This window comes from Nocardia sp. NPDC057272, assembly GCF_042668615.1.
GTDB lineage: Bacteria > Actinomycetota > Actinomycetes > Mycobacteriales > Mycobacteriaceae > Nocardia.
Genome location: NZ_JBHUYK010000001.1, coordinates 416,429 through 443,405, shown reverse-complemented (window position 1 = coordinate 443,405; position 26,977 = coordinate 416,429). Strand labels below are relative to the sequence as shown.

26 protein-coding genes are annotated in these 26,977 nt (G+C 66.9%); 16 read left to right on the top strand and 10 right to left on the bottom strand.

The features are described 5' to 3' along the window. Window positions 1-84 precede the first annotated feature (84 nt). Window positions 85-318 carry a WhiB family transcriptional regulator gene (locus ACFULV_RS02000; protein WP_133733920.1) on the bottom strand — a complete coding sequence of 78 codons (234 nt, stop codon included), beginning with the start codon at window positions 316-318 and terminating at the stop codon, window positions 85-87. 563 nt (window positions 319-881) lie between these two features. Here ACFULV_RS02000 and cofD point away from each other — a divergent pair. The 9 genes from cofD (at window position 882) to ahcY (ending at window position 9,038) form a co-directional block, all read left to right on the top strand. Then, window positions 882-1,868, top strand: coding sequence for a 2-phospho-L-lactate transferase (cofD, locus tag ACFULV_RS01995; protein WP_378632567.1), 987 nt, complete (start codon window positions 882-884; stop codon window positions 1,866-1,868). Next, window positions 1,865-3,235 (top strand): coenzyme F420-0:L-glutamate ligase, encoded by a 1,371-nt coding sequence (locus ACFULV_RS01990; protein WP_378632569.1) that lies wholly within the window; start codon window positions 1,865-1,867, stop codon window positions 3,233-3,235. The genes cofD and ACFULV_RS01990 overlap by 4 nt, the downstream gene beginning before the upstream one ends. Next, the gene (locus tag ACFULV_RS01985; RefSeq protein WP_378652102.1) at window positions 3,232-3,765 is read left to right on the top strand and encodes an NUDIX hydrolase; all 534 of its coding nucleotides are present in this window, start codon (window positions 3,232-3,234) and stop codon (window positions 3,763-3,765) included. Before ACFULV_RS01990 ends, ACFULV_RS01985 begins: the two co-directional genes overlap by 4 nt. Before the next feature lie 197 nt (window positions 3,766-3,962). Further along, a complete protein-coding gene (locus tag ACFULV_RS01980; protein ID WP_378652100.1) occupies window positions 3,963-5,201 on the top strand; it encodes an alkane 1-monooxygenase in 1,239 nt (412 codons plus the stop codon). Next, on the top strand, window positions 5,198-5,371 hold the full coding sequence (locus ACFULV_RS01975; protein WP_082844102.1) for a rubredoxin: 174 nt from the start codon (window positions 5,198-5,200) through the stop codon (window positions 5,369-5,371). The genes ACFULV_RS01980 and ACFULV_RS01975 overlap by 4 nt, the downstream gene beginning before the upstream one ends. Beyond that, window positions 5,368-5,550, top strand: coding sequence for a rubredoxin (locus tag ACFULV_RS01970; protein ID WP_378632574.1), 183 nt, complete (start codon window positions 5,368-5,370; stop codon window positions 5,548-5,550). Before ACFULV_RS01975 ends, ACFULV_RS01970 begins: the two co-directional genes overlap by 4 nt. Beyond that, window positions 5,547-6,206, top strand: a complete 660-nt coding sequence (locus tag ACFULV_RS01965; protein WP_378632576.1) for a TetR family transcriptional regulator — start codon at window positions 5,547-5,549, stop codon at window positions 6,204-6,206. The genes ACFULV_RS01970 and ACFULV_RS01965 overlap by 4 nt, the downstream gene beginning before the upstream one ends. Window positions 6,207-6,439: 233 nt before the next feature. Further along, the gene (locus ACFULV_RS01960) at window positions 6,440-7,495 is read left to right on the top strand and encodes an alkane 1-monooxygenase (protein ID WP_378652097.1); all 1,056 of its coding nucleotides are present in this window, start codon (window positions 6,440-6,442) and stop codon (window positions 7,493-7,495) included. Window positions 7,496-7,553: 58 nt separating this feature from the next. Beyond that, window positions 7,554-9,038 (top strand): adenosylhomocysteinase, encoded by a 1,485-nt coding sequence (ahcY, locus tag ACFULV_RS01955; RefSeq protein ID WP_378652094.1) that lies wholly within the window; start codon window positions 7,554-7,556, stop codon window positions 9,036-9,038. Between the two features lie 57 nt (window positions 9,039-9,095). Here the strand turns inward: ahcY and ACFULV_RS01950 are convergent, their stop codons facing one another. After that, entirely contained in the window at window positions 9,096-9,404 is a 309-nt protein-coding gene (locus ACFULV_RS01950; RefSeq protein WP_378652091.1) for a hypothetical protein, read from the bottom strand. 110 nt (window positions 9,405-9,514) lie between these two features. On the opposite strand from ACFULV_RS01950, the gene ACFULV_RS01945 reads away from it, so the two are divergent. From ACFULV_RS01945 to hpf, 6 genes are all read left to right on the top strand, one after another. Then, entirely contained in the window at window positions 9,515-10,162 is a 648-nt protein-coding gene (locus tag ACFULV_RS01945) for a dTMP kinase (protein WP_378652088.1), read from the top strand. Window positions 10,163-10,239: 77 nt separating this feature from the next. Then, the gene (gene mtrA / locus ACFULV_RS01940; protein WP_056813049.1) at window positions 10,240-10,917 is read left to right on the top strand and encodes an MtrAB system response regulator MtrA; all 678 of its coding nucleotides are present in this window, start codon (window positions 10,240-10,242) and stop codon (window positions 10,915-10,917) included. A 70-nt stretch (window positions 10,918-10,987) separates the two neighbouring features. Continuing rightward, window positions 10,988-12,871, top strand: a complete 1,884-nt coding sequence (gene mtrB, locus ACFULV_RS01935; RefSeq protein WP_378652433.1) for an MtrAB system histidine kinase MtrB — start codon at window positions 10,988-10,990, stop codon at window positions 12,869-12,871. After that, complete coding sequence (gene lpqB, locus ACFULV_RS01930) at window positions 12,868-14,685, top strand: MtrAB system accessory lipoprotein LpqB (protein WP_378652085.1); 1,818 nt, start codon at window positions 12,868-12,870, stop codon at window positions 14,683-14,685. The genes mtrB and lpqB overlap by 4 nt, the downstream gene beginning before the upstream one ends. A 33-nt stretch (window positions 14,686-14,718) precedes the next feature. Next, window positions 14,719-15,363: a ComF family protein gene (locus ACFULV_RS01925; protein WP_378652082.1), complete on the top strand. Its 645-nt coding sequence runs from the start codon at window positions 14,719-14,721 to the stop codon at window positions 15,361-15,363. 255 nt (window positions 15,364-15,618) lie between these two features. Beyond that, window positions 15,619-16,248 (top strand): ribosome hibernation-promoting factor, HPF/YfiA family, encoded by a 630-nt coding sequence (hpf, locus tag ACFULV_RS01920; RefSeq protein ID WP_378633433.1) that lies wholly within the window; start codon window positions 15,619-15,621, stop codon window positions 16,246-16,248. Window positions 16,249-16,295: 47 nt separating this feature from the next. Here the strand turns inward: hpf and bluB are convergent, their stop codons facing one another. From bluB to ACFULV_RS01890, 6 genes are all read right to left on the bottom strand, one after another. Continuing rightward, complete coding sequence (gene bluB, locus ACFULV_RS01915) at window positions 16,296-16,940, bottom strand: 5,6-dimethylbenzimidazole synthase (protein ID WP_378632591.1); 645 nt, start codon at window positions 16,938-16,940, stop codon at window positions 16,296-16,298. 14 nt (window positions 16,941-16,954) lie between these two features. After that, entirely contained in the window at window positions 16,955-18,199 is a 1,245-nt protein-coding gene (locus ACFULV_RS01910; RefSeq protein ID WP_378652079.1) for a fatty acid desaturase family protein, read from the bottom strand. 94 nt (window positions 18,200-18,293) lie between these two features. After that, on the bottom strand, window positions 18,294-19,697 hold the full coding sequence (locus tag ACFULV_RS01905; RefSeq protein WP_378652076.1) for a fatty acid desaturase family protein: 1,404 nt from the start codon (window positions 19,695-19,697) through the stop codon (window positions 18,294-18,296). Between the two features lie 298 nt (window positions 19,698-19,995). Continuing rightward, window positions 19,996-21,153: a ferredoxin reductase gene (locus ACFULV_RS01900; RefSeq protein WP_378632597.1), complete on the bottom strand. Its 1,158-nt coding sequence runs from the start codon at window positions 21,151-21,153 to the stop codon at window positions 19,996-19,998. 100 nt (window positions 21,154-21,253) lie between these two features. Then, entirely contained in the window at window positions 21,254-21,799 is a 546-nt protein-coding gene (locus tag ACFULV_RS01895; RefSeq protein WP_378652430.1) for a DUF6912 family protein, read from the bottom strand. Window positions 21,800-21,809: 10 nt separating this feature from the next. After that, on the bottom strand, window positions 21,810-23,222 hold the full coding sequence (locus ACFULV_RS01890) for a wax ester/triacylglycerol synthase family O-acyltransferase (RefSeq protein ID WP_378652073.1): 1,413 nt from the start codon (window positions 23,220-23,222) through the stop codon (window positions 21,810-21,812). Between the two features lie 227 nt (window positions 23,223-23,449). On the opposite strand from ACFULV_RS01890, the gene secA reads away from it, so the two are divergent. Next, on the top strand, window positions 23,450-26,248 hold the full coding sequence (secA, locus tag ACFULV_RS01885; protein WP_378652070.1) for a preprotein translocase subunit SecA: 2,799 nt from the start codon (window positions 23,450-23,452) through the stop codon (window positions 26,246-26,248). An 85-nt stretch (window positions 26,249-26,333) separates the two neighbouring features. Here secA and ACFULV_RS01880 read toward each other — a convergent pair whose 3' ends face one another. Together ACFULV_RS01880 and ACFULV_RS01875 are read right to left on the bottom strand one after the other, a co-directional pair. After that, a complete protein-coding gene (locus tag ACFULV_RS01880; protein ID WP_378632602.1) occupies window positions 26,334-26,657 on the bottom strand; it encodes a hypothetical protein in 324 nt (107 codons plus the stop codon). Then, window positions 26,654-26,932, bottom strand: coding sequence for a hypothetical protein (locus tag ACFULV_RS01875; RefSeq protein WP_056813016.1), 279 nt, complete (start codon window positions 26,930-26,932; stop codon window positions 26,654-26,656). Before ACFULV_RS01875 ends, ACFULV_RS01880 begins: the two co-directional genes overlap by 4 nt. Between the last annotated feature and the right edge of the window lie 45 nt (window positions 26,933-26,977).

The window sequence follows — 26,977 nt, the reverse complement described above, 5'->3', positions numbered from 1 at the left end:
AGGGCGTTCGCCCGGAGACACCGACGTACTGCGCCTGCGTGGCTCCGGGCCAGGCCTGGAGAGAGTCTACTTTCGAACAGTCACTTAACCGATTCCGCGCTTCAGCCTGCGACGCTCTCGTTCCGAGAGACCGCCCCAGATGCCGAAGCGTTCATCATGTGCCAGTGCGTATTCCAGGCACTGGTCACGTACTTCACAGCCCAAGCAGATTCGCTTGGCCTCACGCGTCGAGCCGCCCTTCTCGGGGAAGAACGCCTCGGGGTCGGTCTGAGCGCAGAGGGCACGTTCCTGCCACTGCTCTTCGATCGACTCGAACATTTCGTCGAAGCCCGTAACGACCAGACTCAGCCGGGGAGCCGCGACTTCGCTTACCACGTCCGGTTCCTGCCAGCTCATGTCAGCGCAGACAGCGTGAGCTGCGCCTGCTGTGGAATCGGTCGGCGAGACCAGATCTTCGGTCATCGTTCCGCCTCCTCACTATGTGTTAGCGCAGAATGATTCTTTCCGTCGGTCCGAATGAGATCTCCGACGGCCCAACACCGCGACGTAGTCTCGCGGGCTTCCCCGAGCCTGCCTTCCGGCGAGCGGGAACCTTCTCGCAAACGTCCCCTGCGCTATGTCCTCGCGCCGTGGCCGTTTCCGGCGACTTGGAACCCTCTCGCAAACGCCCCCGCGCTATGCCCTCTCGCGGTGACCGGAATGACATGTCTGTGATTAGACACGCCGCACTTGCCGGTGGTCAACCCGCCGTCACCCTTCCGTTACACTCCGCACCCGCCTTTCGTGTTGATCTTGTTATGTGCCTTGGCAAATGACCAGCAACTTCACTGTCGTTCGGCGCGGAACCAACCGGCAACCGCCACTCACTAGGCTGTGACCCTGTGACTGCACAACACGCGGTGCGCGAGCCCAAGATCGCCGTTCTCGTCGGCGGTGTCGGCGGTGCCCGGTTCCTCCAAGGCGTCCGGCAGCTGCTGCCCGAAGCCGACATCTCGGCCATCGTCAACGTCGGCGACGACGTCTGGATGCATGGCCTTCGCATCTGTCCCGACCTCGACACCTGCATGTACACCCTCGGCGGTGGCATCGACACCGAGCGTGGCTGGGGCCACGCCGACGAAACCTGGCACGCGAAAGAGGAGCTGGCGAAATACAACGCCCAGCCCGATTGGTTCGGCCTGGGCGATCGCGATATCGCCACCCACCTCATCCGCACCGAAATGCTGCGCGCCGGATATCCGCTGTCCGCGGTCACCGAAGCGCTGTGCAATCGCTGGCAGCCGGGAGTGAAGCTGATCCCGGCTACCGACGATCGCTGCGAAACCCACGTGGTGGTCAGCGATCCCGACAATGCTGGCGAACGTCGCGCGATCCACTTTCAGGAATGGTGGGTGCGGTACCGCGCGGCGCTCCCGACTCACGGATTTGCCTCGATCGGCGCCGAGCAAGCCTCTCCGGCGCCGAATGTGACCGAAATCATAGGCTCCGCTGACGCCGTGTTGCTGGCCCCGTCCAACCCCGTGGTGAGCATCGGCGCGATCCTCGCCGTGCCCGGGATCAGAGGCGCGCTACGCACCAGCGAAGCCAAGGTGATCGGCCTCTCGCCGGTGATCGACGGAAAGCCGTTGCGCGGCATGGCCGATGAGTGCCTGACTGCGATCGGCGTCGAGTCCACCGCGGAGGCGATCGGCCGCCACTACGGCGCCCGCTCGGCCACCGGCATCCTCGACGGGTGGCTGGTGCACTCCACCGACTCCGCCGATGTTCCCGGCGTGGAGGTGCGCAGCGTTCCGCTGTTGATGAGTGACCCCGACGCCACCGCTGAAATGGCGCGCGCCGCACTGGAATTGGCGGGAGTGAAGGCATGAGTTCGCAGGAGAACGGCACCGGCGGCGCGTTGCCCGACCACGCCGCCGACGAGTTGCGGATCCTCCCGGTGACCGGGCTGCCGGAGTTCCGGCCCGGCGACGACATCGCCGAACACCTTGCGGCACAGGCGCCCTGGCTCGCCGACGGCGACATCATCGTGGTCACCAGCAAGATCGTGTCGAAGGTCGAGGGGCGCATCGTCGTCGCGCCGGTCGACCCCGAGGAGCGCGACACCGCTCGTCGCAAGCTGGTCGAGGACGAAGCCGTGCGTGTGCTCGCGCGCAAGGGCCGCACCCTCATCACCGAGAACCGGCTCGGCATCGTGCAGGCGGCCTCCGGTGTGGACGGCTCCAACGTGGCCGAGGGCGAATTGGTGCTGTTGCCTGTCGATCCCGACGGCAGCGCGAAGTCACTGCGCACCGCGCTCGCGCAGCGGCTCGGCGTCGACGTGGCCGTGGTCGTCACCGACACCATGGGCCGGGCCTGGCGCAACGGGCAGATCGACGCGGCCATCGGGTCGGCCGGGCTGCGGGTGCTCCATGACTACGCCGGCTCGGTGGATGGGCAGGGCAACGAACTGCACGTCACGCAGGTGGCCATCGCCGATGAGCTCGCCGCCGCGGCCGATCTGGTCAAGGGCAAGCTCGGCGGAGTCCCGGTGGCGGTGGTGCGCGGGCTGCGGACCGACGACGACGGGTCGACCGCGGCGGCACTGCTGCGCGGTGGCATCGACGACCTGTTCTGGCTCGGTACCGCCGAAGCGCTCGAGCAGGGCCGCAAAGAGGCTGTGCCGCTGCGCCGTTCGGTGCGAGCGTTCACCGCCGAGGCGGTGGACCCGGAACGCATCCGCGCCGCCGTGGCGGTCGGCCTCACCGCGCCCGCGCCGCACCACACCCGCCCGGTGCGCTTCGTCTGGCTGCGCAAGGCGACGCTGCGGGCCCAGCTGCTCGATGCCATGACCGAGAAGTGGAGCGAGGACCTCGCCGCCGACGGGCTCGACCCCGAACGCGTGCGGCGTCGAATCGCGCGTGGCCGAATCCTTTTCGACGCGCCGGAAGTGATCATCCCGTTCTGCGTGCCCGACGGCGCCCACGACTATCCCGACGCTCGTCGGCAGGCCGCCGAGCAGACGATGTTCACGGTGGCCGTCGGCGCGGCGGTGCAGGGGCTGCTGGTGGCGCTGGCCGCCGACGGCCTCGGCAGCTGCTGGATCGGCTCGACCATCTTCGCGCCCGAGATCGTTCGTGAGGTCCTCGGGCTCGACGAGGACTGGATGCCGCTGGGCGCCATCGCGATCGGTCATCCACTGGAGGAGCCGGTGGCGCGCACCGTCAGCTCGGCGGGCACCGGCCTGGTGGAACTGTGAGCGCGGAGTCGCTGCACGCGTCGGCCACCGAGTTGCTCACGCACTGGGAACCCGAGACCCGCGCGGATCACTCACTGCGCGAAGCGATTCTGGCCTTCCTCGGTTCGGCTCCCCGCGGGTGTCTACGCGAACACGCGCCCGGCCACATCACCGCGTCGGCGATCGTGTTGTCGCACGACCGCCGCGACATCCTGCTCACTCTGCACCCGCGCGTCGGTCGCTGGATCCAGCTGGGTGGTCATTGCGAACCCGATGACAAGACCGTGCAGGACGCGGCGCTGCGGGAGGCGGTGGAGGAATCCGGCATCCCCGACCTGATTCTCACGCCGGGTCTCTACGGCGCGCAGGCGCACCCGATCACCTGCTCGCTCGGCGTGCCGACGCGGCATCTGGACCTGCTCTTCGAGATCGTGGCGCCCCCCGGCGCGGTGCCGGTCCGCAGTGCCGAATCGACCGATCTGCGGTGGTGGCCGGTCGGCGGGCTACCACCGGGCGCGGACGTGCTACTTCCGGTCAGAGGCCGAATGTAAAGGCCCCTGAAAAGGTCACTGACCTGTAACGACGGCGACCGTGTCCAGTTGGGGCACGGTCGCCGTCCGCGTTACCGGGTCGTCACTGCTTTACAAATTGGCCAATTTGTCTAGACAGCGGACGCATCGGGACATATCGTCTGTGACAGAGAGTTACGCACATCACACGTGTGAGATGTGCCTCGGAACTGGAGACGATGATGTCGACTGATGCCAACGCGTCCGAGCAGCGGGTCGCACCGCCGCAGTGGCGAGATTCCAAGCGATATTTGTGGCTGTGGGGGCTGTTCGCCCCGACCGGCCTGTTCACGATCGCGATCCCCCTGATCTGGGGCCTCAACCAGCTCGGCTGGCATCGCATCGCCGAGATCCCGTTCTGGCTCGGGCCGGTGCTGGTCTACCTCGTGATCCCGCTGGCGGACCTGTTCTTCGGTCCCGACGGCAACAACCCGCCCGACGAGGTGATGGAGTACCTGGAGAACGACAAGTACTACCGCTACCTCACCTACCTGTACCTGCCGTTCCAGTACGCCTCGCTCATCTTCGCCTGCTACATCATCACCGCGCCGAACCTGCACTGGCTCGGCTTCCCCGGCGGCGCCAATGTGGTCGACAAGATCGGTATCGCGATCAGCGTGGGCATGATCGGCGGCATCGGCATCAACACCGCGCACGAACTCGGCCACAAGAAGGTCGAACTGGAACGCTGGCTCGCGCGCATCGCGCTGGCCCAGTCGTTCTACGGGCACTTCTACATCGAGCACAACCGCGGTCACCACGTGCGGGTCGCCACTCCGGAGGACCCCGCGAGTTCGCGCATCGGTGAGTCCTTCTGGGCATTCTGGCCGCGCACGGTCTGGGGCAGCCTGCGCTCGGCCTGGCATCTCGAGAAGGAACGTCTGGGTCGGCTCGACAAGAGTCCCTGGACGCTGCGCAACGACGTGCTCAACGCCTGGGCGATGTCGGTGGTGTTGTGGCTCGGATTGATCGCCGTGTTCGGCATCGAGGTGCTGCCGTATCTGATCCTGCAGGCCGTGATCGGGTTCAGCCTGCTCGAGTCGGTGAACTACCTCGAGCACTACGGCCTGGTCCGGCAGAAGACGGCCAGTGGACGCTACGAACGACCCGCGCCCGCGCACAGCTGGAACAGCGACCACATCGTCACCAACATCTTCCTCTACCACCTGCAGCGCCACAGTGACCATCACGCGTATCCGACCCGGCGCTACCAGACGCTGCGCAGCTGGGACGGTGCGCCGAACCTGCCCAGTGGCTACGCCAGCATGATCCTGCTCGGCTACTTCCCGCCGATCTGGCGCAAGGTGATGGACAAGCGCGTGCTCGCGCACTACGGCGGGGACGTCACGCTCGCCAATATCGAACCCAAGCGCCGGGAGCAGGTGCTGGAAAAGTACGGAACCGAGGTCCAGTCGTGAGCGCCTACAAATGTCCGGTGTGTGATTTCGTCTTCGATGAAGCCAAAGGCGCGCCACGCGAAGGATTTCCGCCTGGCACACTGTGGACGGCCGTTCCCGACGACTGGTGCTGTCCGGACTGTGGGGTGCGGGAAAAGATCGACTTCGAGGCGGTAGGAGTTTCGCAGTGACCGACTACAAGCTGTACCAGTGCGCACAGTGCGGTTTCGAGTACGACGAGGCCCAGGGCTGGCCCGACGACGGCATCGCCCCCGGCACCCTCTGGGAAGACATCGCCGACGACTGGACCTGCCCGGACTGCGGTGCTCGCAAGTCCGACTTCTTCATGGTCGAGATCGAACGTTCGTGAGCGTCGCGGGTACTCCGCGCACCGGTTCGCGTATCCCGTACCAGGAGGCCGCGCGCGAACTGCTGCGCAACTCGGTCCTGGACGGGATGCGCGAACTGCTCACCGAGCGTGACTGGTCCAAGGTCACGCTCGGTGACGTCGCGGCCAGGGCCGGGGTGAGCAGGCAGACGCTTTACAACGAGTTCGGTTCGCGCGCGGGGCTCTCGCAGGCCTACGCGCTACGCCTGGCCGACGACCTCGTCGACCATGTGCGCGAGGCGCTCGACGCCAACGTGGGCGACGCGCGCGCCGCGATCCGGGTCGGGATGACCGGCTTCTTCCTCTCCGCCGCGGGCGACCCACTGGTCCGTTCGCTGCTGAGCGGGGAGATGAAGCCGGACCTGTTGCGGTTGATCACGCTGGACGCGGCGCCGCTGCTCGAGCACGCCACCGCGCGTCTGACCCAGGTTTTCGCGCACAGCTGGGTGAACGCGACCGATGCCGAGGCCGACGTGCTCGCGCACGCGCTGGTGCGGATCGCGCTGAGCTACATTCCGAATCCGCCCGTGCCCGAACGCGACGCCGCGGCCGAGATGAGCGCCTTGCTCACCCCGTACGTCGAGGCAATTGTGCAGGTACGGGGCATCCGTGTCCCATCTGGTGAAGTGGATCACTGAGAGAAGTCACCAGCTCTGATTCGCCCCTGTGTAACCATCACCACGTTTGAGGATCTGCCGCTGTGTAACGCGCCTACGGTCTGTCAGTATTCACATCGGTCGGCGATTGATCTTTTTGTAGCGGAGCGGGTGTGCAAACGGTTGGCAAACCGGGGGGTTTTCGTGATCCCAAACGGTATCTCTGGGCTTTAGGGCTGATCGCCCCGGCGTGCGCGCTGTTGCCCTCCCAGCTGGTGTTCCATACCAAGGCCGAAGTGTTCTGGTGGATCGGACCTGTCATCGTCCTGATCGCCATTCCCGTGCTGGACTGGATCGTCGGCGAAGACGGCAACAATCCCCGCGACGAGGACTACGCGGCGCTCTCCGCCGACCGGTACTACCGGTGGTGCACCTACCTGTTCCTGCCGATCCAGCTGGTCAGCCTCGGCGTGGCCTGCTTCATGTGGACGAGTCCCGAGCTGGCCCTGGTCGACAAGCTCGGATTGGCCGCCACGGTCGGCTTCGTCAGCGGCATCGGCATCAACGCCGCCCACGAATTGGGTCACCGGGTGGAGAGTGCCGAAAAATTGCTGTCGAAGATCGCGCTGGCCCAGTCGGGCTACGGGCACTTCTTCGTCGAGCACAATCGGGGACACCACGCCCGCGTGGCAACCCCCGAGGATCCGGCCAGCGCCCGGCTGGGTGAATCGCTGTGGGAGTTCCTGCCGCGCAGCGTGATCGGCGGGTTCCGGTCGGCCGTGCATCTCGAGCGCGCCCGCCTGCACCGGCAGGGTCGCGGCTGGTGGAGCGCCGACAACAACATCCTGCAGGCCTGGGCGATGACGGCGGTGCTGTTCGGTTCGCTGACGCTCGTGTTCGGCCCGTCCATCCTCCCGTGGCTGGCCGTCCAGGCCGCGATCGGCATCGCGCTGCTCGAGACCGTCAACTACGTCGAGCACTACGGGCTGCTGCGCGCGCGCAAGCCCAACGGCCGCTACGAACGGTGCTCCCCGCGCGACAGCTGGAACTCCGATCGCCTGGTCACCAACATCTTCCTGTTCCATCTGCAGCGCCACAGCGACCACCACGCCAATCCGGGACGCCGCTACCAGACACTGCGCAGCACCGAAGAAGCTCCGCAGCTGCCCGCCGGATACGCCACCATGATCGTGCTCGCCGCCGTTCCGCCGCTATGGCGTGCGGTGATGGACCCCAGGGTTGCGGCGCACTACGGCGGCGATCTGAGCCTGGCCAATGTCTCGCCCGCGAAGCCGCGACGGTTGCTGGCCCGATACCGCGCGGCGGCCTGAGACTCCACCTCGACGGAGGAGGGGAACTCGCGCGGCCCCAGACGGTAACCTAGCCAACGTGACGACCTCAGAACTCCCCGCGCGCACCGAGCTCACCCCCGACGTCCGCAACGGCATCGACTACAAGGTGGCAGACCTCTCGCTGGCCGAATTCGGCCGCAAGGAGATCCGCCTCGCCGAGCACGAGATGCCGGGCCTGATGGCGCTGCGCCGTGAATACCACGACGTCCAGCCGCTGAAGGGCGCGCGAATCTCCGGATCGCTGCACATGACGGTCCAGACCGCCGTCCTGATCGAAACCCTCGTTGCCCTCGGCGCCGAAGTGCGCTGGGCCTCCTGCAACATCTTCTCCACCCAGGATCACGCCGCCGCCGCCATCGTGGTCGGCCCGAACGGCACCGTCGACGAGCCCAAGGGCATCCCCGTCTTCGCCTGGAAGGGCGAGACGCTGGAGGAGTACTGGTGGGCCGCCGAGCAGATGCTCACCTGGCCGAACGCCCCGGCCAACATGATCCTCGACGACGGCGGCGACGCGACCATGCTCGTGCTGCGCGGCGCGCAGTTCGAGAAGGCGGGCGTGGTTCCGCCCGCCGACGCCGATCACTCCGCCGAGTACACGGTGTTCCTGGATCTGCTGCGCGAGAGCCTCGAGGCCGACAAGACCAAGTGGAGCGTCATCGCCGACTCGGTCAAGGGCGTCACCGAGGAGACCACCACCGGCGTGCTGCGGCTGTACCAGTTCGCCGCCGCGGGTGAGCTGGTGTTCCCGGCGATCAACGTCAACGACTCGGTCACCAAGTCCAAGTTCGACAACAAGTACGGCACCCGCCACTCGCTGATCGACGGCATCAACCGCGGCACCGACGTGCTCATCGGCGGCAAGAAGGTGCTGATCTGTGGTTACGGCGATGTCGGCAAGGGCTGCGCGGAGTCGCTGGCCGGCCAGGGCGCGCGCGTGCAGGTCACCGAGATCGACCCGATCAACGCGCTGCAGGCGCTGATGGACGGCTACGACGTGGTCACCGTCGAGCAGGCGATCGGCGACGCCGACATCGTCATCACCTCGACCGGCAACAAGGACATCATCACCCTCGACCACATGAAGGCGATGAAGGATCACTCGATCCTGGGCAATATCGGCCACTTCGACAACGAGATCGACATCGCGGCGCTGGAGCGTTCGGGCGCGACCCGGATCAACATCAAGCCGCAGGTCGACGAGTGGACCTTCAAGGAGACCGGCAAGGCGATCATCCTGCTGTCCGAAGGTCGCCTGCTGAACCTGGGCAACGCCACCGGCCACCCCTCGTTCGTCATGTCCAACAGCTTCTCCAACCAGGTCATCGCCCAGATCGAACTGTGGACGAAGCCGGAAGAGTACGACAACGAGGTCTACCGCCTGCCCAAGCACCTCGACGAGAAGGTCGCCAAGATCCATGTCGAGGCCCTCGGCGGCACCCTGACCAAGCTCACCAAGGATCAGGCCGAGTACATCAACGTGGACGTGGAAGGCCCGTACAAGCCGGAGCACTACCGCTACTGAGTTGTGCACATCGCGGTGGCCCGTCGACCTCTCGGTCGGCGGGCCACCGTCGTCATCTCACCCGACCAGCCCGGTGTCGCAGATCGTGGGGCCACCGGCGCTGCTCATGCCGATCAGCCCGCAGAGCAGGGCGCCGGCGAGGTCGCTGGAGCCGGTCGCGGTGGCGGCTTCGTTGCTCCCCGTCAGCAGGGCGGGGCCCGAGCCGGTCGTCACCACGCCGGTGACCAGCTCGCTCAGTGAACCCATGACCTCGGAGGATCCGACCGCGTCTTGTGCTGCGGCGGTCGGGGCGGTGATGCCCGCGCCGACTGCCATGACAGCGGTGACGGCGACGGTGGCGGCGGTGGTGCGGAAGATCGTTTTCATGGCGGAATCCTTGTCGGTCCGAAGGGGCGAGGACCAGACCGCAGAACTGGGGTGCCAGACCGGCCGGGCGCGGGTCGGCGCTGGTTCGATCGGCGGGTAATCTGCTGCGCATGGGCGTACTGATTGCGATCGAGGGGCTCGATGGTGCCGGTAAGCGGACTTTGATCGACGGGCTGATCGCCGAATTGTCCGCGAAGGGCTTGCGGGCGGACAGTCTGGCCTTTCCGCAATACGGGCATTCGATCCACGCTGATCTGGCGGCGGAGGCGCTGCGCGGCGGCAACGGCGACCTGGCCGGGTCGATCAACGGCATGGCGATCATGTTCGCGCTCGACCGGGCTGCGGCGCGCGCGGAGCTGTCGGACCTGTTGGGCGGCAACGACATCGTGATCCTGGACCGGTGGGTGGCGTCCAACGCCGCCTACTCGGCCGCGCGGGCGCACCAGGACGCCGACGGCGAAATCGTTTCGTGGGTGGGCGATCTGGAGTTCGGCAGGCTCGAACTGCCGCCGCCGGATCTCACCGTTCTGCTCGACGTTTCCACCGAGGTGGCGGCCGAACGCGCCCGGCGCCGAGGCGAACTCGACGACGCGCGCGCCCTCGATGCCTACGAACGGGACGGCGGTCTGCAACGTCGCACCGGCGAGGTCTATCGTGAACTCGCCGACCGCGACTGGTTCGGCCGGTGGTGGACATACCGATCCGATGACGATAGGCCTGCGTTACTCACCCTCTGCTCGGAAATCTTTTCCGGATAAGGTTGGATACGCGACGGGTTCACACCATTAATGGCGTGGCAGCCCGATCCTGGCCATGGAGATGACAACATAGGACTATGAAGCCCAAGATTCTGGTCGTCGACGACGATATGGCACTCGCTGAGATGCTGACCATCGTCTTGCGCGGGGAAGGGTTCGACCCGCATGTGGTGGGCGACGGCACACAGGCCCTGTCAGCGGTGCGGGAGATCCGCCCCGACCTGGTACTGCTCGACCTGATGCTGCCCGGCATGAACGGCATCGACGTATGCCGGGTGCTGCGGGCCGATTCCGGCGTTCCGATCGTCATGCTCACCGCCAAGACCGATACGGTCGATGTGGTCCTCGGCCTGGAGTCCGGTGCCGACGACTACATCGTCAAACCCTTCAAGCCCAAGGAGCTCGTCGCCCGCGTGCGAGCGCGTCTGCGCCGCACCGAGGACGAGCCCGCCGAGCTGCTCTCGATCGCCGATATCGTCATCGACGTGCCCGCGCACAAGGTGACCCGCGGCCCCGGGCAGATCTCGCTCACCCCACTGGAGTTCGACCTGCTGGTCGCGCTCGCGCGCAAGCCGCGTCAGGTGTTCACCCGCGAGGTGCTTCTCGAACAGGTGTGGGGCTACCGGCACGCCGCCGATACCCGTCTGGTGAACGTGCACGTGCAGCGACTGCGCGCCAAGGTCGAGAAGGATCCGGAGAACCCGGAGATCGTGCTCACCGTGCGCGGCGTCGGTTACAAGGCCGGACCGCCGTGATCGGTCACTGCGGGGCGCCGCTGTGACCACTGGTCCAGTGGCGCAGCTGCGGCGATGGGCGAGCCCGATCATGGCCTGGTTCCAGGCCGTCGGGACCGCACTCGGCCACCTGTGGCGCCGATCGCTGCAGCTGCGAGTCATCGTCTCGACGTTGACCCTGTCGCTCATCGTGATCACGATCCTCGGGGTCGTGCTCACCGGTCAGATCACCGACCGGCTCCTCGAAGCCAAGATCAACGCGGCTGTCGAGGAGATGGATCGTGCCCGCAGCACGATCGAGAACAAGCTTTCCGGCGTTCCATCCGGTAACAGCCAGGATCAGCAACTCGCCGACGCGCGCGCCGCGCTGTCCAGCCGTGGTGGCACCGGGCAATCCAGCGGCGCCGCGGGCAGTTTCGACTCGGCCCTGGCGATGGTCGGCGGCACTCCGCCACACGAGATCGCAGCCGGACCGCTCGCCGAGGTGCCGCAGGAGCTGCGCCGATTCGTCCAGCGCAATCAGGTCTCCTACCAGTTCACCACCGTCGCCGACCCCGACGGCTACCGTGGGCGCGCGCTGGTCATCGGCAGCCCGAGCGCCGAGGTCGCGACCCTGGAGATCTACCTGATCTTCCCGCTGGCCAGCGAGGAATCGAGCCTGTCGCTGATGCGCGGCACGATGCTCATCGGTGGCGTGGTGCTGCTGGTGCTGCTCGCCGCGATCACCGCGCTGGTGACCAGGCAGGTGGTGCTGCCGATCCGGTCGGCGGCGCGGATCGCGGGCCGATTCGCCGACGGCCGGCTCAAAGAACGCATGCTGGTGCGCGGCGAGGACGACATGGCCCGGCTCGCGCAGGCGTTCAACGAGATGGCCGAGAGCCTGTCGAACCAGATCACCCAGCTCGAGGAATTCGGCAATCTGCAGCGCCGATTCACTTCCGATGTCAGCCACGAACTGCGCACCCCGCTCACCACGGTGCGGATGGCGGCCGACCTCATCCACGGCTCCAGCGACGAGCTCGATCCCGCCCTCGCGCGCAGCTCCGAACTGCTCGTGAACGAGCTCGACCGGTTCGAGGGCCTGCTCAACGACCTGCTCGAGATCTCCCGCCACGACGCGGGCGTGGCCGAACTGCAGGTCGAATCGCTGGATGTGCGGATGTGCGCGCGTGCCGCGATCTCCACGGTCCGCCACCTGGCTCGCGACGCCGAGATCGAGGTGGTGATCGATCTGCCGGAGGAACCGGTGATCGCCGAAGTCGACCCGCGCCGCGTCGAGCGCGTGCTGCGCAACCTGCTCGCCAACGCGATCGACCACTCCGAGGGCAAGCCGGTGCTGATCCGCATGCGCGGCGACGCCGAGGCCAACGCCGTCGCGACAGTGGTGCGCGATCAGGGCGTCGGGCTGCGGCCGGGCGAGGAAAAGCTGGTGTTCAACCGGTTCTGGCGCTCCGACCCCTCGCGGGTGCGGCGCTCGGGCGGCACCGGGCTCGGCTTGTCGATCAGCGTCGAGGACGCGAATCTGCACGAGGGCAGGCTCGAGGCCTGGGGCGATCCCGGCGTCGGCGCGAGCTTCCGGCTGCTGCTCCCGATGGTGCGCGGCCGCAAACTCGGTCAGAGCCCGCTCGCCCTGGAACCGATGCTGCGCAAGGTCCCCGCGCTGCCGGAAGCCGAACCCGAGCCGACGATCATCGAAGCCGAACCTGCCGGACCGACCGCGGACGAAACGACGGGATCAGAGACCATCGGCGCGGAGCTGACCGGAGCCGAGTCGGCTGGATCCGACTCGACTGTTGCCGAACTGACGGTTGTCGAGACGGGAGCCGAACCGCAAGACGACCCCTCGGCCGACGATTCCGGTGTCGAACCGCCCACGGCAGGCGCGCATTCGGCGACCAACGGCCGCGACGCGGCCCCGGCCGACGCCGACCGCGACGAGTCGATGCCCACCGAGACCAGAGACAGGAAGTCATGACTAGTGCGCGTGGTGATCGTCGGGATCGGCACGGCGCCGCACTGGTCGCGGCGGTTCTGGCCGGGCTGATGGTGCTCACCGGGTGCGCCAGCCTGCCGGAGTCCTCCGCACCGCAGGCACTCGGCACGATCGACCGCGCGCCCACCTCGGAGGGCCCGACCCCGCCGACCTCCGGCCGCGACCCCGACCTGCTGCTGGGCGACTTCCTCACCGCCAGCGCCGACCCCACCAACCGGCACGCCGCGGCCCGCCAGTACATGGCGCCCGAGACGGCGGGCAGCTGGAACGACGAGGCGAGCACCACCATCGTCGACGATCGCCCCGACACCCTGCGCGAGTCGCGGTCGGGCGACAAGGCCAGCTATGTGCTGCGCGCCCGCAAGGTCGGCGAGCTCGCCCGCGACGGCGGCTACCGCGCCACCGAGGGGACCCTCGAGAACAAGATCGAGATGAGCAAGATCGACGGCGAGTGGCGGATCACCGAGCTGCCACCGGGTGTCGTGATGGGCAACGACGCGTTCGTCAAGTCCTACCACCGCTACGTCCTGCACTACATCGACCCGGGCAACTCGCTCCTGGTCCCGGATCCGCGCTGGATCTCGGTGCCGCGTGCCCAGCTCACCGAGCGATTGATCGGCATGCTCGCCGAAGGCCCGCAGTCCACGATCGCCCCGGTGGTGCGCAACCAGCTGGCGCAGCCGGTCTCGCTGCGCGGTCCGATCACCAAGGCCAACAACGAACCGGGTGACGTCGGTGTCGGCATCGGGGGAGTGCGCATCGACTTCGCCGGGCTCGGCGGACTCGGCCAGCGCGACCGCGAACTGCTCGCCGCGCAGGTGGTGCTCACCCTGGCCGGCGCCGACATCCTCGGACCGTACGTGCTGCTCGCCGACGGTAAACCGCTCGACGACCGGTACGCGGCCAACGGCTGGTCGGTCGCCGATGTCGACCAGTACAGCGCCTCGGCGCCCGGCCAGAACCGGATCGGCCTGCACGCCCTGCGCAACGGCACCCTGGTACAGGTCACCCCGGACGGGATCGTCACCCCGAGCGGTTCCTTCGGCGAGGCGACCAACCTGCAGTCCGTCGGCATCTCGGCCGACGGCCAGTTCGTCGCCGCGGTCGCCGACTCCGGCAAACCGCTGCCGGAAGCCGCCCGCACCCTGCTCATCGGCAACTACGGGGCCAAGGCGTTCGCGGTCGCCGAGGGTGCCGGCATCGCCCGTCCGTCCTGGACCAGTGACGGCGGCGCCGCCTGGACCGTGATCGACGGTGACCGGGTCATCCGGGCGGTCACCGATCGGGCCACCGGCAATGTCTCCACCGAGGACGTCGACATCACGGCCCTGTTCGAAGGCGCGGGCGCTCCACGTCCGCCGATCAGCGAAGTGGTGATCTCGCGCACCGGAGTGCGCGCGGCGCTGATCGCCGACGGCAAGGTTTATGTGGCGGTGGTCCAGCGCCGCCCCGACGGCAAGTACGCGCTCACCTCCCCGCTGCCGCTCGCGCTCGGCCTGAGCTCGCGCGCGGTGTCGTTGAGCTGGATCACCGGCGACACGATCATGGTGGCCCGCGAGGGCAACGTCGACCCGGTCTTCACCGTCTCCATCGACGGTTCGCAGTTCAGTGCGGTGACCTCGCAGAACCTCACTCCGCCGGTGCGGGTGGTGACGGCGGCACCGGCCACGCAGTACGTGGCCGATTCCCGGGCCGTCCTGCAGCTACAGACCGCCGATCCGACCCGCAACGACCGTTTCTGGCGTGAGGTACCCGGATTGACCGGAGAACGGGTTGTGCCGGTCTTGCCGAGCTGATCATGTCGGTGCCCGCTGTCATGCTTCTCCGCTATGAGAGCCCTGCTGGATCTGATCCTGCCCGACCGGTGCGGTGGCTGCGGTGCGGTGGGCGAGAGCTGGTGCGCCGAGTGCGCGGCCGAACTCGGCCGCGATCCCGTGCGGGTGCGCCCGCGCGCTGATCCCGGGGTTCCGTGCTGGGCGCTGGGCCCCTACGCCGGTGTGGGCAAGCGGGCGGTGCTGGCAGCCAAGGAACAGAACCGGCGCGACCTCGCCGCCCCACTCGGGCTGGCGCTCGCCCACGCGCTCGCCCGCTTGCGTGCCCCCGATCGCCCGCTGTTGCTCGTGCCCGCGCCGACCAGAACCGCGGCGGCGCGGCGCCGCGGTGGTGACCCGGTGGCCCGCTCGGCCGAGGTCGCGGCACGGTGGCTGATCGATTGCCGGAGCGTGCCGCTGCTGCGGATGGGACGCGGTGTCCGGGATTCGGTGGGCTTGACGACGGATGAGCGTTCCCACAATGTGCGCGGCAAGATCATGACTGTCGCCGATCCGGGCGAATGGGTCGCGATCAGCGCGAAAACCCAGGTAGTGCTGGTAGACGACGTGCTGACAACTGGTGCAACAGCCTGTGAATCGACACGTGTTCTCAACCGGATCGGTATAGTTCCCCGCGCGGTTTTGGTGACCTGCGCGGCTTGACTGATGAAAGTTCGCGTGAACAGTGGCGGACTTGCCGATGGCGGACTAGCGTCGCGAGCACACACCGAACCACAAGTTTGGGAGGTGGTGCCGCGGATACAGGTGCCGGGCGATTCCCGATCGGCACAGCTCAATCCCGCCGCCCTACGCTTGTAGTTGTGCGGCCATATCCGGGAGGTACGCGTGACGACTTCTTCACGGGCATCAGTGCAAGATGCTGAACCCACGGCACTCCAGAACGGTGCCACCGAGACGATCGACTTCGAGACCCCGAACGCCGAAGTGGTGGTCTCCGGTCGCAACGTCGAAATCCCTGACCACTATCGAATCTACGTCGCGGAGAAGCTGTCTCGGTTAGAGCGCTTCGACCCGTCGATCTTCCTCTTCGATGTGGAACTGTTCCACGAACGCAACCGTCGTCAACGCAAGGCCTGTCAGCGTGTGGAGATCACCGCGCGTGGCCGTGGACCGATCGTGCGCGCCGAGGCGTGCGCCGACAGTTTCTATGCCGCGCTCGAATCGGCCACCCAGAAGATCGAGAGCAGACTGCGCCGGGCCAAGGACAAGCGGCGCGTCGTGCACTACGGCGACAAGACGCCGGTCTCGGTCGCGCAGGCCACTGCCACATTGGTCGACGAGTCGCTGTTCACCCCGCCGGACGGTTCCGCTGCCCACGACCACGACGAGGCAGTCGACGAGACGGGCCCCGGCCACATCGTGCGCACCAAGGTGCACACCGCGACACCGATGTCGGTGGACGACGCCCTCTATCAGATGGAATTGGTCGGTCACGACTTCTTCCTCTTCCATGACAAGGAGACCGACCGTCCATCGGTGGTCTACCGCAGACACGCCTTCGACTACGGCCTGATCAAGCTGGCCTAGGACCCTGACCGATCCGGGCATCCGCCGTGCGGATGTCCGGATCTTGTTCAGCCGCCGAAGGTCTCGTGATGTACGGCCTCGGTCAGCGATCGGCCGGACCGCCACCCGAAACGTTCCAGGTCTGGTACCTGCTGGAACGCGTCGACCGGGCCTACGCACAGCCAGGCCACCGGCTTGATCCCGGTGGGCAGGCCGACGAGTTCGCGCAGGAATTCCGGATCGTAGAACGACACCCAGCCCACCCCCACCTGCTCGGCGGTCGCCGCGAGCCACAGGTTCTGGATCGCCAGCACGGTGGAGTACACGCCGGTCTCCGGCACACTCGCCCGCCCGAGCACCTGTGGGCCGCCACGCGAATCATCGTGCGTGACAACCACACCCGTACCGCTCTCGACGATTCCATCGATCTTGATCGGCGCGAAGGTCATCGCGCGCTCGGCGGGCAGCGACGCACCGAACTCGACCCGCTTGTCCGCCACATGGTCGGCGAAACGGCGCAGGGTCTCGGCCTGACGAACCACCACGAAGTCCCACGGCTGTGAGTTCCCGACGCTGGGCGCGCGATGCGCGGCGTCGAGGATCCGCAGGAGGGTGTCGTCGTCGACGAGCTCGCCGGTGTATTCGGCGCGCACGTCACGACGCAAACGGATCGCGTCGTAGACGCTCAGCTGATCGGCACTCACGCCGACCATACAACCGCAGCCGGTCAGGCCATGGTCCGGCGGGCCAGCTTGCGGCCGGCGGACAGTGCGGTGCGCAGTCCCTGTCGACGCCCGGTCACCGGGTCGATCGAGGGGGTGGTGTTGCCGGCGAACAGGCGTTCGGACTTGGTCTCCGGCGCGTCGTCGGTGGTGTGGCGCAGGTACTTGTTCGGCAGCGACAGCTTGAGGATGGTGCGCCACGACTTGAAGTACTGCACCGGCAGCGAGCCGGTGGTGTAGGGCAGGTCGTACTTCTCGGCCAGCTCGCGCACCCGCACCGCGATGGCGGCGTAGCGGTTGCTCGGCAGGTCGGGGAACAGGTGGTGCTCGATCTGGTGGCTGAGGTTGCCGCTCATGAAGTGCAGCAGCGGTCCGCCGCTGATGTTGGCGCTGCCCAGCATCTGGCGCAGGTACCACTCGCCCTTGGTCTCGTTCTCGATGTCGGCCTTGGTGAACTTCTCGGCGCCGTCGGGGAAGTGGCCGCAGAAGATGATCGCGTTGGTCCACACATTGCGCATCACGTTGGCGGCGATGTTGGCGGTGAGCGTGGTGACGAACGAGGGTCCGGTGAGCAGCGGGAAGACCAGGTAGTCCTTGGCGGCCTGCTTGCCGATCTTCTTCAGGACCAGGGTGCGGTCGGCCTCGAACTGCTTCCACTCGGGTGAGTCCTTGGCCCACTTCTTCTTGGCGACCTTGCCCAGCTCGAGGTGCTGGATCGCGACGCCGTACTCGAACAGCGCCTGCAGCAGGAAGTTGTAGATGGGGTTGCCCAGGTAGAACGGCATCCAGCGCTGGTCACGGGTGACGCGAAGCAGGCCGTAGCCGATGTCGTCGTCCATGCCGAGCACGTTGGTGTACTTGTGGTGCAGGAAGTTGTGGGTGATCTTCCAGTGCGCCGACGGGCCCGCGTTGTCCCATTCCCACGAGGTGGAGTGGACTTCCGGATCGTTCATCCAGTCCCACTGCCCGTGCATGACGTTGTGCCCGATCTCCATGTTCTCGATGATCTTGGCGGAGCCGAGCAGGGCGACACCGGCCAGCCAGGCCGGGGGCAGGAAGCTGGCGAACAGGACCGTGCGGCCGCTGATCTCGAGCGCGCGCTGTAGCCGGATGACGTTGCGGATATAGCGCGCGTCGGCCGCGCCGCGAGAGGATTCGATCTCCCGGCGGATCGCATCGAACTCCGCGCCTAGAGCTTCGACATCCGCTGCGGTGAGGTGCGCGTATTCCTTGACATCCGAGATCGCCATGGCGGCTACAGTACCGTAAGTTACGAGAGCGTAGGTTGGCGATTTTCGGGACGAAATGTGTGATAAGTCCTATTGCGCGATCGAGATGAAAATGTTATCGGGAATGGCGAGCCATGCGCCGAGCTGCCTTGTCGCGCAGCACACCCCGTTCGCGCACGGCGCGTTCGCCCAGTGCCCGCTTGGCCTCGCGCAGCGCCAGCTTCTCCTGCCGTGCTCGCGCCTTCAGCGCGGTCTTGGCCTCGCGCAGTACTTCCTTCTCGTGCCGCGCCTTGATCTCGAGCGAGACCTTGGCATCGTGCAGCGCCGAGCGCAGACCGAAACGCTTGCCGGTCTCGGGATCGACCCGCAGGCTGTCGGGCAGCGAGATGCCGGCGAACTTGCGCTCCGACGACGTCTCGGGCGCATCGTCGGCGGTGCGCTTGAGGAAGCGATCCGGCAGCGCCAGCTTGTGGATGGTGCGGAAGGCCAGCAGGTACTGCTTGCCCAGCGATCCGGTGGTGTAGGGCAGGTCGTACTTGTCGCACAGTTCGCGCACCCGGACCGCCACCTCCGAGTACCGATTGCTCGGCAGGTCGGGGAACAGGTGATGCTCGATCTGGTAGCAGAGGTTGCCGCTCATGAACGCCATCACGGGGCCGGCCTTGAAGTTGGCGCTGCCCAGCATCTGGCGCAGGTACCACTCGCCCTGGGTTTCCCCGTCGAGCTGCTCGGCGGTGAACTTCTGCGCGCCGTCGGGGAAGTGGCCGCAGAAGATCACGGCGTAGGACCAGAGATTGCGGACGAGGTTGGCGGTGGCGTTGGCCTTGAGCGTCGACTTCCAGGCCGGGCCGGTCAGCGCCGGGTAGATCACGAAATCCTTGGCGACCTGGCGGCCCGCCTTGCGGTAGAACTCGATATCGGGGGGTGAGGTCATCGCGCCGCTCTCGACTCCGGCCAGCTCCTTCTCGATGCCGAGATCGTGCAGCGCGATACCCCACTCGAAGGTCGCGGCCAGCAGCAGATTGGCGGCGGGCTGGACCAGGTGCACCGGACGCCACGCCTCGTCGCGGGTCATCCGCAGAATGCCGAAGCCGAGGTCCTCGTCCTTGCCGAGCACGTTGGTGTAGGTGTGGTGCGAGTAGTTGTGCGCCCGGCGCCACTGCGCCGAGGTGCCGGTCATGTCCCACTCCCAGGTGGTGGAGTGGATCTCGGGATCGTTCATCCAATCCCATTGGCCGTGGCTCACATTGTGGCCCAGCTCCATGTTCTCGATGATCTTGGCGACCGAGAGCATCGCGGTGCCGCCCAGCCACGCCCAGCGATTGCGGCTGCCGAACAGCACCGCGCGCCCGGCGACCTCGAGAGCTCGCTGGGCGGCGATGGTGCGGCGGATGTAGCGAGCGTCGCGTTCGCCACGGGAGGTCTCCACCGAACGGCGGATCGAATCGAGTTCTTTCCCCAGTGTCTCGATGTCGGCCGCCGTCAGATGGGCGAAGGCCTGAATATCGGTGATGGCCACCGGGGGTCCTCCTGTTGTTTATCAGCAGCTGATGCCGCGGGTTCTCGGCCTGGGAACCTCGATCTTGCCTCGTCGAGGGCGCTCCTCGGTCGCACTCTTCGGCGAGTCCGGAATCGAGGCGGCGACAACCGGGCGCTGCGCGCCTAGGGTTGTCGCCTCGATGCGGTTCGGCCTGTGAGTGATCCTAAGTTGCGCCCTCAGGCATTGATCGAAGTGAGGGGCCTAAGCGATTGCCGCCGGTCACGGGTTATGGCCGACGCGTACTTCAAGGGTACCCGCTCAGCGGTTCGGCAACCGGTTAGATGTCCAGCGTGCAGTCGCCTGCGGCGGCGGAGATGCAGGTTTGCACCTTGTCGCCGGGCTGACGTTCGTCGCCGTTGCGCAGGTCGCGGGCGTGTCCCGCGGACAGCGTCACCACACAGGTCTGGCAGATGCCCATCCGGCAGCCGAAGGGCAACTGCACGCCGACGGACTCACCGGCTTCGAGCAGGCTGGTGGCGCCGTCGACGGTGAGGGTGCGTCCGGTGGTGCCGAAGGTCACCGTGCCGCCCTCGCCGATCGCGGAGCGTTCCACCTCGAAGCGCTCGATGTGCAGCTTGTCGCCCACACCCGCGTTCTTCCAGTGGGTTTCGATCGCGTCGAGCATCGGGGCAGGTCCGCACGCCCAGGTCTCGCGCTCGCGCCAGTCGGGGTAGAGCTCGTCGAGGCTGGCCAGCGAGAACAGGCCGTGGGCATCGGTGAGCTGCAGGTGGGAGACGAAGCTGGGGTGCTTGTCGTGCAGGGCGCGTAGTTCGGCACCGAACATCACGTCGGCGTCGGTGGGCGCGGAGTGGACGTGCACCACATCGTTGACGCCGTCGCGCCGGTCCATCGTGCGCAACATCGACATGACCGGGGTGATCCCGCTGCCCGCGGTGAGGAACAGCACCTTCGCCGGCGGCGGCTCCGGCAGCACGAACCCGCCCTGCGGCGCGGCCAGCCGCACGATGGTGCCCGCAGCCACCCCGTTGACAAGGTGGCTGGACAACTTGCCTTCCGGCATCGCCTTCACCGCGATGGAGATGAGCCGCTTACCGCCCTCGCCGGTCCAGTCCGGCGGGCAGGTCAGCGAGTAGGAACGCCAGTTCCAGCGACCGTCGATCAGGATGCCGATGCCGATGTACTGCCCGGGGCGGTACTTGAAATCGAAGCCCCAGCCCGGCTTGATCACCAGGGTCGCCGAGTCGGCGGTCTCCTTCTGGACCTCGACGATGCGCCCGCGAAGTTCGCGCGCCGACCACAGCGGGTTGGCCAGATGCAGATAGTCGTCGGGCAGCAGGGGAGTGGTGACCCGGGCTACCGCGCCGCGCAAGATATTGAGCTTGCCGCCGCGGTCGGCGACCTGCGCCGCCGGTGCTTCGAGCCATTCCCGGAACTTGTCGATGACCATGCTGTGCGATTTCTCCCTGTCGTGCATCCGGTCCACCGTGGGGTAGCCCTCTCGCAGCCAGGTTACGGCATCGTAGGTTCGGCGCCAGTTGTGAACAGTGGGCAACCCCGAGGTCGCCCACCGCAAATTACAACAGCTCGAGCAGGAACGGCAGTTCTTGTGGTGCGTACCAGGCAAGCTGGTGGTCCTCCGCGTCACCGAGGACGAATTCCGCGTCGGTATCACCGAGGTCAGCGGCGTCGATGACGTCCACCGCCTTGGCCACCTGCGGCTCGGCCTCGGCCAGGTCCACATGCACGGCCGCGATTTGTTTGAAGGTGACCGGTCCCGACAGCTTCACCACAGCATCGTCGAGATCGGGCCGCAGTTTCGCCCCCGCTACATCCGCGGCGATCACCGCGCGCCGATACACCGGGCTACCCGGGGCGGTGGCCGAGCCCTCGGCGTCGTCGTCGAGATCGTCGAGTCCGTCGCGCTCGGCGCCGATCAACCGCATGGAGGCCCGCGCGGCTTCCTGCATCGCCACTTCGGCGAGCTCCTCGTCGTCGCCGGCGGCGTAGGCCTCGCGCAGCGCGGGCGTCACGGCGAACGCGGTCGCGCCGAGCGGGAGCAGTTGCTGCTCGTCGACGAGTTGGCGCAGTAGCGGAATCGTCGCCGGGATGTAGACGCGCATCGTGTCGTTCTCAGGGACAGGCACCGAGCAACTCCTCCATCGATTCGTGCACCGATGCCGCGAGGACATCGATATCGGCCATGGCGTCGCGGTCGGCGTTGAGTCCGTAGAAGACCTGACCGTCGTACGAGGTGAGTCCGAAACTCAACGTCTGATTGCGCAGCAGCGGCGATACCGGATACATCTCCAGCATGCGCGCGCCGCCGATGTACATCGCGGTCTGTGGTCCCGGCGCGTTGGTGATCACCAGATTGAAACTGTTGTCGGCGAAGGTACTCGCCGCTCGCACACTCATCGCGTGCAGGCTCGCGGGCGCGAACCCGGCCAGGTGCACGAGTGTGCGCGCCCGCACCCCGCGGCGCTGCCTGCCCGCCGCCTCGGTGGCATGCGAGATGTGCGAGAGCCGCATCGTCGGGTTCGGTTCGCCCACGGGCAGATCGATGAGGAACGAGGACACCTCGCTGGCCGGGGTCAGCTGATTGTCGCCGTCGACATAGACCGACATCGGCACCACCGCGCGCAGATTGGTCGACTCGACCAGCGCCTCGTTGCGCGAGAGCAGCCAGTTGCGCAGCGCCCCGGTGACCACCGCGAGCACGGCGTCGTTGATCGAGCAGTCGAAATGCCTGCGGATCGTGCGGTAGTCGTCCAGATCCGTGCGTACCACGTCGAAGCGGCGGCTGCGGGAGGTGCGGGCGTTGAGCGGGCTGTCCGGCGCCGCGCTCGAGGTCGCCGCGCGCACCACGTTGGCCGCGGCCTTCACCGCCATCCGCGTGCCGCGCACCACGCCGAACGCGTTCGATCCGGCGTCGCGCATCACGCTGTAGGCCTCGCGCGGTTGCGCGGCCAGTTGCGAGAGTGCGCCGGCCAGCAGTTCCACATCTGTGGGTTCGCGCGGGGCACGCCACGAGTCGTCGGCCAGTTCGCGCGGCAGCGGGGAGTTGTCGAGGATCACGTGCCCGATCTCCAGGGCGGTGTCACCGTCGACGAGCGCCGAGTGCGACTTGGTGAACACCGCGGCGCGCCCGTCGGCGAGGCCCTCGATCAGATACATCTCCCACAGCGGCCGTCCCTGGTCCAGGGGTCGTGACGCGAGCCGGGCGACGAGATCGTAGAGCTGGCAGTCGCTGCCGGGACTCGGCAGCGCGGAGCGCCGGATGTGATAGCTGATGTCGAAACGGCTGTCCTCGACCCAGACCGGCCTGCCCAGGGCGAGCGGGATCTCGCGCACCTTGCGGCGGTAGCGCGGCACCATCGGCAGCCGGGATTCGACCAGGTCGACGAGGCGTTCGTAGTCCAGTACCTGGCCCGTGCTGTCGGGGGAGGAGTTGTTCAGGATCGCGAGAGAGCCGATGTGGATCGGGTTACTGCTCGACTCGAGCCGATAGAACGACGCGTCCTGCGGCGTCAATCTCGTGATCACGCGCTCCGAAGCTCCTTCCGGTGCCGCATGGCGCTGATCGGGCACGCGCTACATCCTACGTCACGGCAGGTGAATCGCGGTGCCGGGCAAGGAGGCTCGCCGAGCGTCGTGACCTGGGGTAATGAGTGCGCCGGTACGCCGGGCACGGGTCCGCGCCGCCGGGTACGGTGGTCTGCGGACTACCATCGCCGTTGAACACAACTCCGACCAGAGGACTGACGAGACCCGTGCCTGCGCTGACACTGACGAGGTTGCTACGGATTGGTGAAGGTCGCATGGTCAAGCGGCTCTCGAACCTCGCCGATGAGGTCATCGCGTACGGCGACGAGATCGAAGCGTTGACCGACGACGAGCTGCGTGCCAAGACCGACGAGTTCCGCCAGCGCTACGCCGACGGGGAAACCCTCGACGACCTGCTGCTCGAGGCCTTCGCCGTGGCGCGTGAGGCTTCGTGGCGGGTGCTGAACCAGAAGCACTACAAGGTCCAGATCATGGGCGGCGCCTCGCTGCACCTGGGCAATATCTCGGAGATGAAGACCGGTGAGGGCAAGACCCTCACCTGTGTGCTCCCCGCGTACCTGAACGCCATCTCCGGCGACGGCGTGCACGTGGTCACGGTCAACGACTACCTCGCCAAGCGCGACGCCGAGTGGATGGGCCGCGTGCACCGCTTCCTCGGTCTCGAGGTCGGCGTGATCCTGGGCGGTATGACTCCCGCCGAGCGTCGGGTGGCCTACGCCGCCGACATCACCTACGGCACGAACAACGAGTTCGGCTTCGACTACCTGCGCGACAACATGACCCACTCCCTGGACGATCTCGTCCAGCGTGGTCACAACTTCGCCGTGGTCGACGAGGTCGACTCGATTCTCATCGACGAGGCCCGCACCCCGCTGATCATCTCGGGCCCGGCCGACGCCTCCTCGAAGTGGTATGCCGAGTTCGCGCGCATCGCGCCGCTGCTGAAGAAAGATGTCCACTACGAAGTCGACATCAAGAAGCGCACCATCGGCGTGCACGAGCAGGGCGTGGAGTTCGTCGAGGACCAGCTCGGTATCGACAACCTCTACGAGGCCGCGAACTCGCCGCTGGTGAGCTACCTGAACAACGCCATCAAGGCCAAGGAGCTCTACCAGCGCGACAAGGACTACATCGTCCGCGACGGTGAAGTGATCATCGTCGACGAGTTCACCGGCCGCATCCTGGTGGGCCGCCGCTACAACGAGGGCATGCACCAGGCGATCGAGGCCAAGGAGAAGGTCGAGATCCAGCCGGAGAACCAGACGCTGGCCACGATCACCCTGCAGAACTACTTCCGCCTCTACAACCGGCTCTCCGGCATGACCGGTACCGCCGAGACCGAGGCCGCCGAGCTGCACTCGATCTACAACCTCGGCGTGGTCCCGATCCCGACGAACAAGCCGATGGTCCGCAAGGACCAGGCCGACCTGATCTACAAGTCGGAAGAGGCCAAGTTCGCCGCGGTCGTCGACGACGTGACCGAGCGGCACGAGAAGGGCCAGCCGGTCCTGATCGGTACCACCAGCGTCGAGCGCTCGGAGTACCTGTCCAAGCAGTTCACCAAACGCGGTGTGGCGCACTCGGTGCTGAACGCGAAGTTCCACGAGCAGGAAGCCCAGATCATCGCCGAGGCCGGTCGTCCCGGCGCGGTCACCGTGGCCACCAATATGGCCGGTCGTGGTACCGACATCGTGCTCGGCGGCAACGCCGACATCATCGCCGACATCCTGCTGCGCAAGCAGGGCCTCGACCCCGTGAACACCCCCGACGAGTACGAGGCCGCCTGGCACTCCGCGCTCGAGCAGGTGAAGAAGCAGACTGAGGACGACGCCGAGACGGTCCGCGAGGCCGGCGGTCTCTACGTGCTCGGCACCGAGCGCCACGAGTCGCGTCGTATCGACAACCAGCTGCGTGGTCGTTCCGGCCGTCAGGGCGACCCGGGCGAGTCCCGTTTCTACCTGTCGCTGGGCGACGAGCTGATGCGCCGCTTCAACGGCGCCGCGCTCGAGTCGATCATGACCCGGCTGAACCTGCCCGACGATGTGCCGATCGAGGCGAAGATGGTCTCCAAGGCCATCAAGAGCGCCCAGACCCAGGTCGAGCAGCAGAACTTCGAGATCCGCAAGAACGTTCTGAAGTACGACGAGGTCATGAACCAGCAGCGCACCGTCATCTACGGCGAGCGCAACCAGATCCTGCGTGGCGAGGACATGGAGGGTCAGGTTCAGAACATGATCACCGACGTGACCACCGCCTATGTCGACGGTGCCACTGCCGAGGGCTACGTCGAGGACTGGGATCTGGACAAGCTCTGGACCGCCCTCAAGACGCTCTACCCGGTGACCCTGGATCACAAGGAACTCACCGGCGAGACCGCCACCGGCGACGCGGGCGAACTCACCCGCGACGAGCTTCGCGAAGCCCTCCTCGAAGACGCGCACAACGCCTACGAGAAGCGCGAGCAGGAGATCGACGGTCTCGCGGGCGAAGGCGCGATGCGCAACCTGGAACGTCAGGTTCTGCTCTCGGTCCTCGACCGCAAGTGGCGCGAACACCTCTACGAGATGGATTACCTCAAGGAGGGCATCGGCCTGCGCGCCATGGCCCAGCGTGATCCGCTGGTCGAGTACCAGCGCGAGGGCTTCGACATGTTCGCCGCCATGCTGGAAGGCCTGAAGGAGGAGTCCGTCGGCTTCCTCTTCAACCTCCAGGTGGAGGTCCAGCAGCCCCAGCCCGAAGGCGTCTCGGTCGACAAGGGGCTGCGCTCCCCGGTCGGTGCCCGCCCGCAGGACACCCCCGCGGCGAACCAGGCCCCGCCTGCTCTGCGTGCCAAGGGAATCAGCGACCAGGCTCCCCGAGCCATGAACTACTCGGGCCCCGCCGAAGACGGCCACGCCGAATCCCATTCCGACGCACAGGAATACGGCGGCCAGCAGCAGTCCGGCACCCGCCGCGAACGCCGCGAAGCCGCCCGGACCGACTCGAAGGGCAAGCGCCGCCGCTGAGGTGAGCCAGCTGATCTAGACGACTGAAGCCCCCGCTTTCGGCGGGGGCTTCAGTCGTCTTCGCGTCTACCGGTCGGTCCGCGCGTCAGCTCGCCCGGTGGATGGGGTGGACTCGGGAGAGGGCGCGTTTGGCTTCGGCGAGGGAGATCATCTGGTCTTCGTCGTCGATGTCGGCGACGGCTGCCTCGGCCCATTCGCGCAGGAGGGTGGAGACCCCTACCCGACGTTCGTCGGCGAGGGATTTCAGGCGGCTGTGCAGGCCGAGGGGGAGCCGGATCGACGTGGTCACCATGATGTCTTCGTTGACGGGAAGACGTGGTGGGGCATCGGTGGGCTCGTCGGAGAAACTCAGCCGATCCATGAAGTCGGCGAGTTCTTCTTTGCTGGACGGAAGTCCTGGCTCGCTCATGATCGGGTCTCACTTTCCCACTGCTCGAATTGCGCCAGTTCCTCGGCGCGCATCGTGCGTGCGCCGATGATCACCCACGTCCAGTCCTCCCGTTGTCGCATCACCACGATCAACGGGCGGCCGGCTGTGGTGCGCCCCCACACCGTCAGGACGGTCACCTGGCCGTCGAAGGCCGGGCGTGGCCACCGTCGTGACGCTGCGAGGACCTGCCGAACCTCGCTGGGTTCGATGCCGATCAGGTGAGCGATCGCCCAATCAGGCCACTCGAAACCCATAAGTCCATAATACGCATGTAGTAAGGCCATGTGAAAGTGCTGAGT